The 14,079-nt window shown below is 54.4% G+C and carries 13 protein-coding genes; 5 read left to right on the top strand and 8 right to left on the bottom strand.

Annotation, left to right across the window (positions count from 1 at the left end):
• Positions 1-58: 58 nt before the first annotated feature.
• The 6 genes from I6N98_RS03155 to I6N98_RS03130 all read right to left on the bottom strand — a co-directional run bounded on the left by I6N98_RS03155 (position 59) and on the right by I6N98_RS03130 (position 6,862).
• A complete protein-coding gene (locus tag I6N98_RS03155) occupies positions 59-826 on the bottom strand; it encodes a PepSY domain-containing protein (RefSeq protein WP_198570364.1) in 768 nt (255 codons plus the stop codon).
• A 226-nt stretch (positions 827-1,052) separates the two neighbouring features.
• On the bottom strand, positions 1,053-1,682 hold the full coding sequence (locus tag I6N98_RS03150) for an FMN-binding protein (protein WP_232787444.1): 630 nt from the start codon (positions 1,680-1,682) through the stop codon (positions 1,053-1,055).
• Positions 1,683-1,713: 31 nt separating this feature from the next.
• The gene (locus I6N98_RS03145; protein WP_198570363.1) at positions 1,714-2,178 is read right to left on the bottom strand and encodes a group I truncated hemoglobin; all 465 of its coding nucleotides are present in this window, start codon (positions 2,176-2,178) and stop codon (positions 1,714-1,716) included.
• A gap of 36 nt (positions 2,179-2,214) precedes the next feature.
• A complete protein-coding gene (locus I6N98_RS03140; RefSeq protein WP_198570362.1) occupies positions 2,215-3,249 on the bottom strand; it encodes a DUF3034 family protein in 1,035 nt (344 codons plus the stop codon).
• 396 nt (positions 3,250-3,645) lie between these two features.
• The gene (locus I6N98_RS03135) at positions 3,646-5,367 is read right to left on the bottom strand and encodes a bifunctional protein-serine/threonine kinase/phosphatase (RefSeq protein ID WP_198570361.1); all 1,722 of its coding nucleotides are present in this window, start codon (positions 5,365-5,367) and stop codon (positions 3,646-3,648) included.
• A 22-nt stretch (positions 5,368-5,389) separates the two neighbouring features.
• The gene (locus tag I6N98_RS03130) at positions 5,390-6,862 is read right to left on the bottom strand and encodes a NarK family nitrate/nitrite MFS transporter (RefSeq protein ID WP_198570360.1); all 1,473 of its coding nucleotides are present in this window, start codon (positions 6,860-6,862) and stop codon (positions 5,390-5,392) included.
• 509 nt (positions 6,863-7,371) lie between these two features.
• On the opposite strand from I6N98_RS03130, the gene nirB reads away from it, so the two are divergent.
• The 5 genes from nirB to I6N98_RS03105 all read left to right on the top strand — a co-directional run bounded on the left by nirB (position 7,372) and on the right by I6N98_RS03105 (position 12,689).
• A complete protein-coding gene (gene nirB, locus I6N98_RS03125) occupies positions 7,372-9,921 on the top strand; it encodes a nitrite reductase large subunit NirB (RefSeq protein WP_198570359.1) in 2,550 nt (849 codons plus the stop codon).
• A gap of 79 nt (positions 9,922-10,000) precedes the next feature.
• Entirely contained in the window at positions 10,001-10,321 is a 321-nt protein-coding gene (nirD, locus tag I6N98_RS03120; protein ID WP_198570358.1) for a nitrite reductase small subunit NirD, read from the top strand.
• 202 nt (positions 10,322-10,523) lie between these two features.
• Positions 10,524-11,051 carry an inorganic diphosphatase gene (ppa, locus tag I6N98_RS03115; protein ID WP_198570357.1) on the top strand — a complete coding sequence of 176 codons (528 nt, stop codon included), beginning with the start codon at positions 10,524-10,526 and terminating at the stop codon, positions 11,049-11,051.
• Between the two features lie 179 nt (positions 11,052-11,230).
• Complete coding sequence (zntR, locus tag I6N98_RS03110) at positions 11,231-11,668, top strand: Zn(2+)-responsive transcriptional regulator (RefSeq protein ID WP_198570356.1); 438 nt, start codon at positions 11,231-11,233, stop codon at positions 11,666-11,668.
• A complete protein-coding gene (locus tag I6N98_RS03105) occupies positions 11,661-12,689 on the top strand; it encodes an SO_0444 family Cu/Zn efflux transporter (RefSeq protein ID WP_198570355.1) in 1,029 nt (342 codons plus the stop codon). The genes zntR and I6N98_RS03105 overlap by 8 nt, the downstream gene beginning before the upstream one ends.
• On the opposite strand, the gene I6N98_RS03100 is transcribed toward I6N98_RS03105, so the two are convergent.
• A complete protein-coding gene (locus tag I6N98_RS03100) occupies positions 12,686-13,435 on the bottom strand; it encodes a sulfotransferase family protein (RefSeq protein WP_198570354.1) in 750 nt (249 codons plus the stop codon). The two genes, I6N98_RS03105 and I6N98_RS03100, sit on opposite strands and share 4 nt — an antisense overlap.
• Positions 13,436-13,536: 101 nt before the next feature.
• Positions 13,537-14,013 carry a hypothetical protein gene (locus tag I6N98_RS03095; RefSeq protein WP_198570353.1) on the bottom strand — a complete coding sequence of 159 codons (477 nt, stop codon included), beginning with the start codon at positions 14,011-14,013 and terminating at the stop codon, positions 13,537-13,539.
• Between the last annotated feature and the right edge of the window lie 66 nt (positions 14,014-14,079).

Genomic DNA, 14,079 nt, shown 5'->3' with positions numbered 1-14,079 from the left:
CTATCTTGTTTCTTACTTGAGCAATTTTGATGCCATAGAACTGATCGATGTCGCTGAATCAACGGCGACGTGCTGAGGTTTTTCGCTTGTTCGCACGCCACATCATCCACACACCACTTATGGACAACCACACGCAAATCACACCTACTGTATTGATAACCCACGGGCCAACGCGACCAAAAAGGCGCCCGCTGTGCAAATCGATCAAGACTTGTTCCAAAGCCACAGTAGGCCTGGCAAAGGGCTCAACCTGTGACTTAATTCCCTCACTCAATGCCGTCTGCTGGGACCACGACACAGCGCTATCATCCTGCAATGGGACCCAGGCAATACCGTCCCGACTGGTGTAGCTTCGCTCCCCCTTTACCACAATGGTTGAGGCGCCGTCCTCGCCACTGCTGGTAGTTCCCAGGGCCGAGACTGCGCCAACAGGCAGCAAATAATCACTGAGTTCATCGATAACACGGCCATCAGTATCCAACACTGTGACTTTATCTTTTGTGGCAACAAACAGCGTTTGACTGCCATCGATATTCACGGCCGCAAAACCCAATGGCGATGGGATGTGGGCGTTCAACACATGACCGTCCACCACGGTATTTTCAGTGGTCGTTGCCAGCCAATGTTCTCCTTGTTTGTAGCCGGAGTCAGGCACTTCGGGATGCAGCCCATACATGGCCATTAGGGTTTGTGAACCGACCCGAATAGCATCAAGCCCCCACGAGGCGCTCTGATTAAGAAGAAATCCACTGATACCGAGCCAACCCATGAAAAGAAACGCAAATAGTCCACCGCGTTGGTGCCACTGGCGCAAAAACATCGACATATTTTTTTTGCCAGCCTTGGGCCGCGGCGACCTTGGCGCTTGTTTCTGGTCGCGCCCTACACCTGATGCAACGCCATCGGCTGTTACAGGCGACGCCGTACTGCTCGCCGAAACAGCCGGATTAGCTTCAGATTTTTTTGTTCCCGTTTGCGATAAGGGCTGCCTATCAGCAATCGCCCTTACTGTATTGTTAGACATGATTATCCCCTGCTTTTACTTAGGCCTGTTATGTTTTGGTCAACGCATCTAGCGTCAGGGCGGTGCGCGCCATGCGCTCCATCATTTGAACGGACAATGTCGCACCTGTGATATTGTCGACCTCTACATCGAGCTTTTTTCCTGCAGCTTTAGCACCAGCCAACTGATTCAGGAAAGACGGTTCAGCGACCTGCTCACCGCGGGACTCGCGATAGATCAACACCTTCGCCGCTGCCACAGCCTCATCTTTAATGACAAAACCACATGTCGTCGGCACATAACCTTCTTTGCCGATGTCGTCAAAAATCCACACCGTTCGATCTCCGTCGGTCCAATATCTCACTCGCTGTTGCGGGAAAGATCGTCCGAACACTTTTTGAATCTCCGATTGATCACTACTGCTTAGATTTAAAACTTGGGGGCTGGGTGGGGCATTACTAAATACTTCATTCAAGAAAACTTCGGGGGTTTGAAAGGTCTTATAGAGCTCAAATGATTCAGCCCGAGGAAACATGATAACGATAGATAAGACCACCATTACCGCACCGACAATTGTCAACACCCCCTTGGCGCTCTCACCAATAGAGTCTCGAGAAACAAGGGCGGCTCCTGCCACCCTTTTACTCTCCCGTCCCACAATACCTGCTAAGAAAGACATACTTCCTCACTTAGTAAACGATTAAACTCGATTAACGGGTTACAATGACACGCTCGTAGGGTGCCAGCGCAGCGATGAGCTGGTTGCAGGCCTCATAGGTCACATTCACCCGCTCGCAAGCGTTATAGGCCGCCTCGACCACCGCATTAAACTGGGTCAAGGTAATGCCCAGATCGGCGTGAGCCGCTGCCATGCTGGCACCTTGGTACTCCACGTCACCACCCAACACCAACTGCTCCAGCTGGGTATTGAGGAAGATTTGCCGCTCAATGTTGCCGAACTCGCGGAACACGTGATTGATGCGGTTATCCAGCATAATGTAGTAGAACAGACTCTCTACCCAGTTGCGGATGCCTTCCTCGCCACCCCATTGCTCCAGGGCGTCGTTATCCAGTGGTGGAATGGTTTTCGTCTCACCGGTTTGGGCATGACTGACAGACGATACTGCCAGCAACATGAGAAACACGGAGGCAATCATTAATTTAAACGGTTTCATAGAACTCTCCTATTAATCTCGGTCGTCAGTCTTTGCTTAGAAAGAAGCCTGCAATGATAGGTAAAAGCCATGCTGATCAGGGGTAATGGTGATATCACCCAACCAGGCATAAGCGAAGGTCATCGAAAGGTTCTTACTGGGGAAGTAGGCGACAAAAGCATCAAACCAGTCGCTTTCGTTTTGGGTCAATGTGCCCGACAAGTTACCCAAGCCCGCTGTTTCCAGGATCGGCTGAAGCTCGGTGACACTCAAACCACCCAGGTTGACGCTTTCACCGTTCAGGTTATCGCCATGAGCTGCCCACTCCGCACCGATCGCTGTCCGCTTATTAAGCAGATAGGCTATCGAGACCTCCGGGCGAATTTCTTCTTCCGTTCCATCAGGGCCCCCAAAACCGACTAGACCCGTCTGGTTTGCCGCGGTATACCGCGCCGTAAAGTTAATCAAGGTATTGATAGGGAAGAAGATTTTTGTCGCTGAAATATAGTATTCCCAGCCGTCAGTTTCAGCTGCCTTCAAGGTGTGCAACAACTTGTCGTTTTTGTTTTTCTTGTAGAACGCACCGATGGCGACCTGGGGAATCAGGTTGTCCGAGTCGTATATTGCCTCACCAAACACCCTGACCTTGGCGCCGATTACATCCATATCAATAGTGGTATTAAAAGGCGCGATACCTGTTTCCAGAGAGTCGCCTAGCACACCACTCACGGTATCTAAGACCAAACCCAGCGTGTCAAAGGTTGCAGCCGTTGTCAGCGAGCTCTTGGCATAGGACAACTCAACCCTGTCCCACAAGCCTGCAGCCACACCCACAGAGTGAAGGGTATAGTTAGCCAGGGGGGCGTAGGTGTAGTGCACGTTACCGTTTACACCATCTCTTGTTGCGTAACCGGTAATAGTGGCCCACGGCGTAATACCACCACCGCCTGCACCATCAATCATACTTACGCCGCCGGTAGCCAATACCTTACCGGTATTAAACAACTCGGCTGCCACATTCCCACTCAGTACAAGACTGACGAGGGATACACATAAACCACGAGCGATTCCGCTTCTATTCATCTTAACCATCTCCGCTACTCCAAAGCACCTAAGAAAGTGTATTCATTGCTTTTCTTTACATGCCCGCCGAACTTGTCTGTCGGAGTGAGACGAAAGCGCCACAGCCGCCCTAACTCTCACTCCGTTGTGCCAGTTTCCATCGCCGAGCTGCACAGGACTTTTTGCAACCGCCATGCCACCTGATACCAAAGGTAACGAAAATAGTGGTTAAATCGCCTTTTTGCGTAACACCAGTGCACAAACAGCAGGGCGCACCAATAAAAACTCTATTTTTGCTCGCAAAGAGGTCACGCACTTTTTTGCATGCGCATCACAAGAACGCAAAATAAGCACCGAAATAAAACAAGGGGATAAAAAGGTGGGAAAAACGAGTGCGCCATTTTCGAACAAACTGAGAACTACGTCTCAATTTGTATGGCTATAAATTAGAAGCAAAAACAGTACCGCTGATAACACTTGCCAAAACAGCAGGGGGTTTTTCTCAATAAATGGCTGATAGTGAACCGTAGAAAACCGCGGGTTAGGGTGTTTTAAATCGTGGAGAAACTCCGCAATATCCCCATAGCGCGACGCCGGGTTTATGCTCAGCGCCTTTTTTATAGCGCCATCAATCCATAGGGGCACATGGGGGTTATAACTACATAGAGAAATGTATTTAAGGCGCGAGTAGGCCGCCAGTGATTGGCTCCCCTCCAGCTTTCCGGCGTAAGGCTGCTTGCCAGCCAGCCACTCAAACACAATCACGGCCAAGGAAAACTGGTCTGCTGCGGCCCCCGCTGTGCGACCAAGTGCATGCTCTGGTGCCGAATATTGGGCGGTCCCCAACACGAGATCCCGCTCGATAGGTGCGGCGATCTCCGCCAGGCTTGCCACATAGCAGGAACCAAAATCGATAATCACCGGCACGCCGTCTTCGCGAACAAGAATATTGTCCGGCTTAATGTCCTGGTGAAGCGTACCCTTGCGATGCATCGCCTGAATACCCTCCGCCACCCCTGTGATCAGTGCCAGGGCATCGGCCAAGGCAGGCGCTGGATACTGTTTCATCCATTGGCTGAGCGTCACGCCCTCTACCCACTCTGTCAGATAGTATAAATAGCTGGGCCGATGCGGTGTTGGCACGACCGCGACCACGTGTTTGTTGTCTATCCGACTACCAATCCACCCCTCCAGAACAAAGCGCTCGATATAAGCGGGATCGTCAACGTAGTTAGGTGAAGGGGTTTTCATCACATAGCGTCGTTGACGCTCAGGGTCATAGACGCGATATACCTGACTGCGGGCACTGGCATGAATCTCTGCCTCAACCAGCAAGCCGTCAACCACGGCACCTTTCTCCAGAGGCGGAGGAAAAGGCAATTCAGCCAACTTGCGGTAGACATCATCCGCCTCCGGGACAGGCAAGTTATCCACCCGCACAAGCTGGCAACTGAGGTTATCTGTACTCCCGGCAGACAGCGCGGAAGCAATCAGCGATTCGCAGGCGACATCCAGGGGGCCTCCCTCTGCCGGGATTAGCTCCGCCATCTCTGCGGACCCCAGAACATCGTGAACACCATCAGTCGTCAGCAGAAACAGGTCACCCTGCTCGATTTCCACAGTGCGATAGTCGACATCCAGGCTGGCGTCCAAGCCCATAGCCCGGGTCAGATAGGTTTGGTGGCGATTTATTCGCCGGGCGTGGTCACGGGTCAAGGGCTCCAGCACGCCACTGCGCAGCCTGTAGATACGGCTATCGCCAACGTGAAAAATATGCGCGGTACGGGATTTGAGCACAATAGCGCTCAGCGTCGAGACGTAACCCTTCTCCGCCTGGGCAAAGCCCTGGCCCTGTGCAAAAAGCCAGCGGTTCAGGGCATTAAGCACCTGCTGGGCGGAACGTTTGACCGACCACATATCCGGGGTGGAAAAGTAGTCGTTCAGGAAGCCGGTAACACAGCTTTCTGCGGCCTCTTTGCCCGCCTCAGCAGCAGACACCCCATCGGCAATAACAGCGACCGCACCTTTAGTGGTCAGCGCCAAGCCATCCGGCACCCGAACCCCAAGACTGTCCTCATTGATGTCCTTTCGCCCAGCAGCGCTGTGCTGAGCGACGGACAAACGCATACCGGCTTCAAGATGCTTCATATAACGAGATTACAGGGTCTCCTCAACTGACCTCAATAAGGGCAACGCTGCCATCATCATTGTATTCAGCAATATGTCCCCGGGGTTCAGTCATAAACTGCACAGCAATAAAGACAACCCCGGCACAGGCCGCAATAATCATAAAGAAGCCCGAGTCACTGACAAAGCTTAGCGCCGTCAGGAAACTCACCGCTCCCACATTACCGTAGGCACCAGTCATGCCGGCAATCTGTCCGGTCATACTCCGCTTCACCAAGGGTACGATGGCAAATACCGCACCCTCTCCGGCTTGCACAAAGAACGAACAACACATTGTGGCCACGACCGCCAACCATATTGGCCACTCTGAGGTAATTTGGCTCAGCAACAAGTAACCCACGGCCAACCCTGCCACCAAAATTGACAGCGACTTGCGCCGGCCAAACTTATCGGAGAAAAAGCCGCCAGTGGGACGCGCCACCAGGTTCATAAAGGCAAAGCCCGACGCCAACATCCCTGCCGTTACTGCAGAAAGGTCAAAAGTATCCATAAAGAATAGCGGCAACATGGAGACAACCGCCAACTCCGAGCCGAAGGTCACCAGGTAGGACACATTCAATATCGCCACCTGCTTAAATTCATAGCGTTGCACCTCGGGCACAGGCACGCCCTTTAGCACATCGCTGTTTACCCGCAGGATCTGGCTGACCTGAAAAACAAACAACACCGCAAGCACCACATAGATAGCCATGGCCGCCAAGTCGGTGAGCAAGCCCAAATTTGCTGGCGACAACTTCCAGGTGAGCACCGCCAAAGCCAGATACATAGGGATGCACATGGCAATATAAAAGTACAAGTCACCCTTACTGGTTACCACCAGACCACCGGAGCGCTTGGGCTTGAAGTAGGTAGAACCTTTTGGCGTATTGCGGGCGCGCCAATAAAAGAACACACCGTAGCAGGCAGCTATGACACCGGTAGTGGCTATCGCATAGCGCCAGCCATCGTCACCACCATAAATAAGCGCCAAGGTAGGGAGGCTCATCGCCGCCGCCGCTGAACCAAAGTTACCCCAGCCGCCATAGACACCCTCAGCCAAACCGACCTGTCGGGCGGGAAACCACTCCCCCACCAAACGGATGCCAATCACAAAGCCTGCGCCGATAAAGCCCATCAGGAAGCGCAGCAGTGCAATCATCTCGTAACTATTGGCAAACGCAAAAAAGCAACAGATTGCGCCGCCAGTCACCAGCAAGCAGCTAAAGATAATCCGCGGACCAAAACGATCCACCAACATGCCGACAACCACCCTGGCCGGAATGGTCAAGGCCACATTGAGTATCATCAGCGCTTTAACTTGCTGAGTACTGAGATCAAAAGCCTCCTTTATAGAGGCCAACATCGGCGCGTGGTTAAACCACACAACAAAGGTAAGAAAAAAGGCAAACCAACTGAGGTGCAGCAGTCGGATTTTCGGCTCCTTAATATCGAGCACATTCACGGTCGAAGACGACATATCAGCTCCAAATAGCGAGTCACTTTAGAGAGTGGACCAAGCACTCTCACGGGATGACGGCCTTGGAGCAAAGCCTATGCCAGGCCTCATAGAAACCAGAACAAAAACTATAACCCTTTGTTTTTTATAAATTTATTAATTCTAAAACACCCAAAATGCACCAAGATTGAACACTAGCAAAAAACATCCGGCGACCAAAACAGGGGCGCAGCGCACCAAATAAACCCGTAATGCCCCATTTAAAAACAGCGCCGCTCCTATCTAGCGCGCCCAAAACGCACCCCTATCGGGCACAAACAATAAATAAACCATATAAAACAATGAGTTAAGTATATTCTCAAACCGTGGCACAACCCTTGCTTTCCCTCAGGCTACAAGTGCGGGGGAGACCTTTTTGCCCGCAATGACACAACGCGATCCAAGGACGACGAAACCCTGTCGTCGAGCCAGCCCAGGCAATACAGAATGAGGCCGGCAGACGACCCAGTATAGTAGTAGAGGAAGAGACAATGCCCGAGAAACAACGCCTACTCGTGGTTGGCAACGGCCCAGTCGGTCACCAGTTTCTGGAGAGCCTGATTGAAAACCAGGGCGGAGACCGCTTCGCCATTACCGTTATTGGCGAAGAGCCCCGCCCCGCTTACGACCGTGTGCACCTAACTGCCTGGTTTGAGACCCGACAGGCGGAGTCACTCAATATGGTGGCAGACGGTTTTTACGACACCAACAACATCGCGGTAAAAAGCGGCGAAAAAGCCACTGCCATTGACCGCACAAACAAGGTTGTTAGTACCGATAAAGGCGAAGAATACCCTTACGATGTGCTGGTATTGTCCACCGGCTCCTTTCCTTTTGTGCCCCCCGTGCCCGGTCACGACCGTGACAACTGCTTTGTCTACCGCACTATAGAGGATTTGGAGGCAATCACTGCCGCCGCAAAAAACGCCAAAGTGGGCACCGTCATCGGCGGCGGTCTGCTGGGCCTGGAGGCCGCCAAGGCCATTAAAGACCTGGGACTGGAAACCAACGTCGTCGAATTCGCCCCACGCCTGATGGCGGTGCAGGTTGATGATGGCGGCGGAGCGCTGTTGCGTCGAAAAATAGAGGACCTGGGCGTAAAAGTACACACTCAGAAGAACACCCAAAATATCGGCGACGGTGAGAGCTGCAATCATAAAATGGAGTTTGCCGACGGCGAGGTACTGGAAACAGACCTAATCGTCTTTTCCGCCGGTATACGCCCCCAAGATGCCCTGGCCCGCCAAAGCGAGCTGGAAATCGGCGAGCGCGGCGGTATCGTCATTAACGACAACTGCCAGACTTCGGACCCCAGCATCTACGCCATTGGCGAGTGCGCCCTGTGGGGCGGCCGCATCTTTGGCCTGATCGCTCCCGGCTGGGATATGGCGCGGGCCGCAGCCGACCACGTACTGGGCAGCATTGAGGGCAAGGCCTTCACCGGTGCCGACATGAGCACCAAGCTGAAACTGATGGGGGTTGATGTCGCCTCTATTGGCGATGCCCACGCCAACACCCCCGGCGCTAAAAGCTACACCTTTATCGACGAACAGGCCGAGGTGTACAAGAAGATTGTGGTCAGCGAAAGCGGCGAATACTTACTGGGCGCAGTCCTGGTCGGCGACGCCGACGATTACGGCAACCTGTTGCAATTCGCACTGAACAGCATTGAATTACCCGAACACCCCGAGGCCATGATCCTCCCTCAACTGGATGGCAGTGCCAGTGTTGGCCTCGGGGTGGACGCACTCCCGGACACCGCGCAGATTTGTAGCTGTAACAACGTCAGCAAAGGCGACATCTGCGCGGCGGTTCAGGAAGGCGCCCACACTGTCGGCGACCTGAAAACCTGTACCAAAGCGGCCACCACCTGTGGTGGTTGTACGGCGCTGGTGGGTCAGGTTATGAACGCCGAGCTCACCAAGCTTGGGGTAGAGGTCAATACCGATATCTGCGAGCACTTTCCCTACACCCGCCAGGAAATCTACCACCTGGTCCGTGTCGGTGAGATCAAGTCCTTTGATGAGCTGCTGGAAAAGCACGGAAGCGGTTATGGTTGTGATATCTGCAAACCCACCGCCGCCTCCATCCTAGCCTCTTGCTGGAATGACTACATTCTGGAGTCCCAGCACGCCGGCCTGCAGGATACCAACGACCGCTTCCTTGCCAATATGCAAAAGGATGGCACCTTCTCTGTGGTGCCCCGCATGGCGGGCGGCGAAGTCACCCCCGATGGCCTGATCGCCGTGGGCACTATTGCCAAGAAATACAACCTCTACACCAAAATTACCGGGGGCCAGCGGGTGGATATGTTCGGCGCAACTGTCGACCAGCTGCCGCTAATCTGGCAAGAGCTGATCGACGCCGGCTTTGAATCCGGCCACGCCTACGGCAAGGCGCTGCGCACAGTAAAATCCTGCGTAGGCTCTACCTGGTGCCGTTACGGTGTACAGGACAGTGTCGGCCAGGCCATTGATCTGGAAAACCGTTACAAAGGCCTGCGCAGCCCCCACAAGCTGAAGATGGCCGTCTCCGGCTGCACCCGCGAGTGCGCCGAGGCTCAGAGCAAAGATGTGGGTGTTATCGCCACCGAGAAGGGCTGGAACCTCTACGTTTGCGGTAACGGCGGCATGAAACCCCGCCATGCCGATCTGTTTGCTTCGGATATCGACACCGACACTCTGCTCAAATATATCGACCGCTTCTTAATGTTCTATGTGCGCACCGCAGACCGCCTGCAACGCACATCAGTCTGGATGGAAAACCTCGAAGGTGGTCTGGACTACCTGCGCAAAGTCATCATCGACGATTCGCTGGGTATTGCCGCCGAGCTGGAAGCGGAAATGCAGCACGTCATTGAAAGCTACCAGTGCGAGTGGAAGACAACCGTTGAGAACGAGGACAAGGTCAAGCGCTTCCGCAGCTTTGTGAACGCCGACAAAGGCGACAACAACATCGTATTTGTTCAAGAGCGCGGCCAGATTCGCCCCGCCACTGAAGAAGAGAAGGCCAAGGCCGAGGATCTTATCGCCGTCGCCTGACCCCCGCAGGGAGTCCGACGAAGTAACACATTGCCTCACGGCCGCCGGCAACGGCGGTCGCCAATTGGAGAAACACAGCATGACATGGGTAGATATCTGCCGGGTCGACGACCTGTTGCCCAACGCCGGCATCGCAGCTCTGGTAGACGACAAGCAAGTAGCGGTATTCAAAATTGGCGAACAACTGTTTGCCTTGGACAACCACGACCCTTTCAGTAACGCCAACGTTCTGTCCCGCGGCATTGTTGGCAATCTGGACGAGCAGCTGGTAGTGGCCTCCCCCATTTACAAGCAGCATTTCACCCTCGAGACCGGCCAGTGCCTAGAGGATGAAACCGTCTCCGTGCCCCGCTATGCGGTGCGCACTCAGGAGGACCGGGTGCAGGTCCATATCGAATAACAAGATTTCTAAATTGCATCACCGTTAGGATTAGTCTCCCTCTACGACCTTAGCCGGAACGCGCACTGCGCCTCCGGCTTTTTTTGTGCCGGTGGCACGGAATGTCAGGGTTTTTGGCTTCCCCTACGCAGAGCGTTTATAATTCGCCCGTTTTGTCATTTATGTACCTTCTCAATCCACTCAAGACCACGGAAACCACCCAATGAGCTACAACAACATTCCGGCAGGCAAAGAGCTGCCCCACGATATTTTCGTTGCCATCGAAATCCCCGCCAACAGCAGCCCCATCAAGTACGAAATCGAAAAGGACTACGACGCGCTGATGGTGGATCGCTTCATGGCCACGCCAATGTTCTACCCCGCCAACTACGGTTACATTCCCAACACCTTGTCCGAAGATGGCGACCCGCTGGATGTACTGGTAGTCACCCCCTACCCCGTAGTACCCGGCTCAGTGATCCGCGCTCGCCCTATTGGCATCCTCAACATGAGCGACGAAGCTGGGCAAGACGCCAAACTGCTGGCCGTACCCCACGACAAACTGACTGTGCTCTACAAAGACGTGAAGGAGCCTTCAGACCTGCCCGAACTGCTGATCCAGCAGATTGAGCACTTCTTTGAGAACTACAAAGACCTGGAAAAAGGCAAGTGGGTTAAAGTTGACGGCTGGGCCGGCAGCAAAGAAGCCCTGGCAGAAGTAGAAAAGGCTGCAGCAGCTTACAAAGGCTGAGCCAGCTCCCAGAGGCGGACAGATACAGCGCTGTCCGCCCTACCCACCCCTCGGGCACCCGATACCCGTAGGGTGTACATCGCTTTCCATGTACACCGTCTCCCCCGCCACACCCTTGACCCTGTAGCCGACTTTAGGCTTTATGCTGTAAGCACGATACCGATACGGGGACATTCAGCATGCCTCAATACAGAATTGGTGAACTGGCCAACGAACTGGACTGCAGCGTGGAAGCACTGCGCTACTACGAGCGGGAAGGCCTGCTCCAGGCCACTGGCCGCAGTAGCAATGGCTATCGCTACTACAACGAAGCCGCTCGCCAGCAGTTGCATTTTATCTTTCGCGCCAAAGCGATGGGCTTCAGCCTGGGGGAAATCCGCGATTTATTGAGTATCCGGGTGGAGCCCGCCGCCAAAGCCTGTGCAGACGTCAAAGCCATAGCCGAGCACAAACTGGACGTAGTGGACCATAAAATTAGCGAGCTAATCGCTGTGCGAGACGCGCTCCGTAAAGTGGTCGACGCCTGCTGCGGCGGCGACGTACCCGCCAACCACTGCACCATTTTGCAGGCCCTGGAAACACCTAACGAAGGCACAAGGAAGCGGAAGCATGGCTGAACTACTCTACAACCTTTACCGACTGAGCCTGGACGCCGCTCCTTTATTGGCATTGGGCTTACTATTGGCGGCAGTGATGCGGGCCTGGTTGCCCAGCCATTTTCTGGAAAGGCAGCTCGGCAAACCCGGGCCGGGCTCAGTGATCAAGGCCGCCCTGTTCGGTGCACCGATGCCCCTCTGCTCCTGCGGTGTTCTGCCGGTGGCATTGAGCCTGCGCCGCGCCGGCGCCTCCAAGGGCTCGACGGTGTCATTTCTTGTAGCCACACCCGAGACCGGTGTCGACTCCATCGCCCTCAGCTACGGATTACTGGGGCCAGTGATGGCGGTGACGCGGCCTGTGGTCGCGATCATTAACGCCATCGTCGCTGGGTTGCTAACCGGTTGGGCAGACGCCCCCCGGCAGCCGGCAACCGAGGCAACAAAGCGCTGCTGCGCGAGCAAAACATCCGCCGAGAACGACAGTCGCCGCCCCACTCTTCGGGAAGGGCTCCATTTCACTTTTGGGCGACTCTACGAGGACATGCTGCCATGGCTAACGGTGGGCTTGGTGTTTGCCGCTGTGGTGCAGACCTTTGTCCCGGAACAATGGCTGGCCCAGTGGGGGCAGGGTCCCCTGGCCATGGTGATCATGATCCTGATAGGGATACCCATGTATATCTGCGCCAGCGCCTCCACCCCCATCGCCGCGGGATTGCTGCTGGCGGGCGTGTCGCCGGGAACCGTGCTGGTCTTTATGATGGCGGGGCCTGCCAGCAATATCGCCGCAGTGGGTTTGGTATACCGTGAACTGGGACGGCGGGCTGTGACCGCCTACCTGGCCTCTGTTGCCGCAGTCAGTATCGCAGCCGGCCTCAGCCTGGACGCGTTGATCGATACCTTTGGATGGACAATTCGCGCCTCAGGCGGCCACCAGCACAGCTTGCTGCCGGAGTGGCTAGCGGCCTCTGCGCTGCTGGGCCTGATTTTGCTGGCCATCAAGCCACTGCGCCGGCGCGGCTTGAGTTACTTGGCCTCGTCTTAATCGCCAGCTGGCGAGGCAAGCACAGAATGGACAAGGTCTTTTTGTAGCAAACGCTCGTAGAGCTGCAGCGAGGCTGCAGGAATCTGCGAAAGGTAGCAAGGCTGATCCCCCTGGGAGGTCCGCTTGGCGTCGAAGCCGGATTGGCTGTAGCGGGCATTGCGTTGCGGTGCTTCCAACATCACCGGGTGAAATGGCAGACCGATCTGTTGGCAGAGGGCCCGCAGGACAGCTTCGGGTTGTTGCACTAAACCTTCAAAGGACAGGATTGCTGGCGCAAGCAGGTTGTCGTGCCTGTCGTGCTCATCCAGGCACTGCTGAACAATCTCCATATACCGACACCAGCGAAAAATTGCGATATCGGCGCTGCGCCTGGCGCGTTTTTGCACCGAGTTAATCACGGCATTGGGCTCGCGGAGTATGCAAATCGGCTGCAGCGGTGCCCGTTCAATATAGTCGCTGATCGATAATTCACTGCGTGGGTGCAGGTTGTACCATTTGCGCTTGCGCTGATATCCAGTCAAGCCGTAAAGCCGGTGCCACCACCGCCAATGCTTGGTCCACTCCAACTGATGGGGAACACAAAGCTTGTTGCCACGAATCTTGCCGCCCGTCACATGAAATACCGCACCGGTATATTCTTCATCCAGCATTGCGATATCAGGGTGCGCGCCCAAGGCCGCAGTAATAATAGTGGTGCCGCCCCGCCCCGTGCCCATAACAAGCATTGTGGTATTGCTATCAAGCATTGTTGACTGTCCTTAACGGGCTCAATGGAAAGCCCAAGCCCAAAACGAAAAAGCGGGTCCAAAAGACCCGCTTTGTGTTGAATTATGCCGCAAAAATTTGCTTAGGACACTTTCGGCATTGCCTTCAGCAAACGCTGATACAGCTTGGAATTTTTGTGGATGGACTTGTGTTTGGCGTAGGCATCCACCGCGCGGTTCCAAGCGTCTTCACTGCCGTGGGCGTTGAGGGAGAAGCTGGTGCACACCGTCTTTTTCTCAACTTTTGATGCCACACCAACCTGGAAGATAGGCGTCAGGTTGCCGCTTTTCTCGGTTTTTAACAGGTAGCTAATGCCGCGGACGGTGCCGTCGGGTTTGAAGCATCGATCTTCTTTTGTTTCTTCAAGATACTGCTTCTGCTCGGCTTCCAGCTCTGCATCCCGGGCGATGGCTTCTTTTTCAACGGCTTTCTTTTGACGGCCTTCCAGGCGTTTGCCGTCTTTCTTCAGCGAGAAATACTCTTGGTACAGCTCTCCCGCTACAGTGCGGCGCACGCGGAAACCGTAAAACGCTTTGTTGTCGAGCAATTTAACACTCATGGGTAGCACACCCCTAAAACTGCCTATATTTTGAGCTGTTTAACTTACTCTATCTGACGAAACTGT

Source organism: Spongiibacter nanhainus, from assembly GCF_016132545.1.
GTDB lineage: Bacteria > Pseudomonadota > Gammaproteobacteria > Pseudomonadales > Spongiibacteraceae > Spongiibacter > Spongiibacter nanhainus.
The sequence above is the reverse complement of the archived record's forward strand: the minus strand, read 5'-3'. Positions and strand labels throughout refer to the sequence as shown.

Excerpts from the sequence above, each read along its gene's own strand:
- I6N98_RS03130 (WP_198570360.1), bottom strand. The coding sequence starts at position 6,862 with ATGTCGTCTTCGACCGTGAATGTGCTCGATATTAAGGAGCCGAAAATC.
- I6N98_RS03150 (WP_232787444.1), bottom strand. The coding sequence starts at position 1,682 with ATGTCTTTCTTAGCAGGTATTGTGGGACGGGAGAGTAAAAGGGTGGCA.
- I6N98_RS03135 (WP_198570361.1), bottom strand. The coding sequence starts at position 5,367 with ATGAAGCATCTTGAAGCCGGTATGCGTTTGTCCGTCGCTCAGCACAGC.
- I6N98_RS03155 (WP_198570364.1), bottom strand. The coding sequence starts at position 826 with ATGTCGATGTTTTTGCGCCAGTGGCACCAACGCGGTGGACTATTTGCG.
- nirD (WP_198570358.1), top strand. The coding sequence starts at position 10,001 with ATGACATGGGTAGATATCTGCCGGGTCGACGACCTGTTGCCCAACGCC.
- I6N98_RS03100 (WP_198570354.1), bottom strand. The coding sequence starts at position 13,435 with ATGCTTGATAGCAATACCACAATGCTTGTTATGGGCACGGGGCGGGGC.
- I6N98_RS03095 (WP_198570353.1), bottom strand. The coding sequence starts at position 14,013 with ATGAGTGTTAAATTGCTCGACAACAAAGCGTTTTACGGTTTCCGCGTG.
- nirB (WP_198570359.1), top strand. The coding sequence starts at position 7,372 with ATGCCCGAGAAACAACGCCTACTCGTGGTTGGCAACGGCCCAGTCGGT.
- I6N98_RS03145 (WP_198570363.1), bottom strand. The coding sequence starts at position 2,178 with ATGAAACCGTTTAAATTAATGATTGCCTCCGTGTTTCTCATGTTGCTG.
- ppa (WP_198570357.1), top strand. The coding sequence starts at position 10,524 with ATGAGCTACAACAACATTCCGGCAGGCAAAGAGCTGCCCCACGATATT.
- I6N98_RS03140 (WP_198570362.1), bottom strand. The coding sequence starts at position 3,249 with ATGGTTAAGATGAATAGAAGCGGAATCGCTCGTGGTTTATGTGTATCC.
- zntR (WP_198570356.1), top strand. The coding sequence starts at position 11,231 with ATGCCTCAATACAGAATTGGTGAACTGGCCAACGAACTGGACTGCAGC.
- I6N98_RS03105 (WP_198570355.1), top strand. The coding sequence starts at position 11,661 with ATGGCTGAACTACTCTACAACCTTTACCGACTGAGCCTGGACGCCGCT.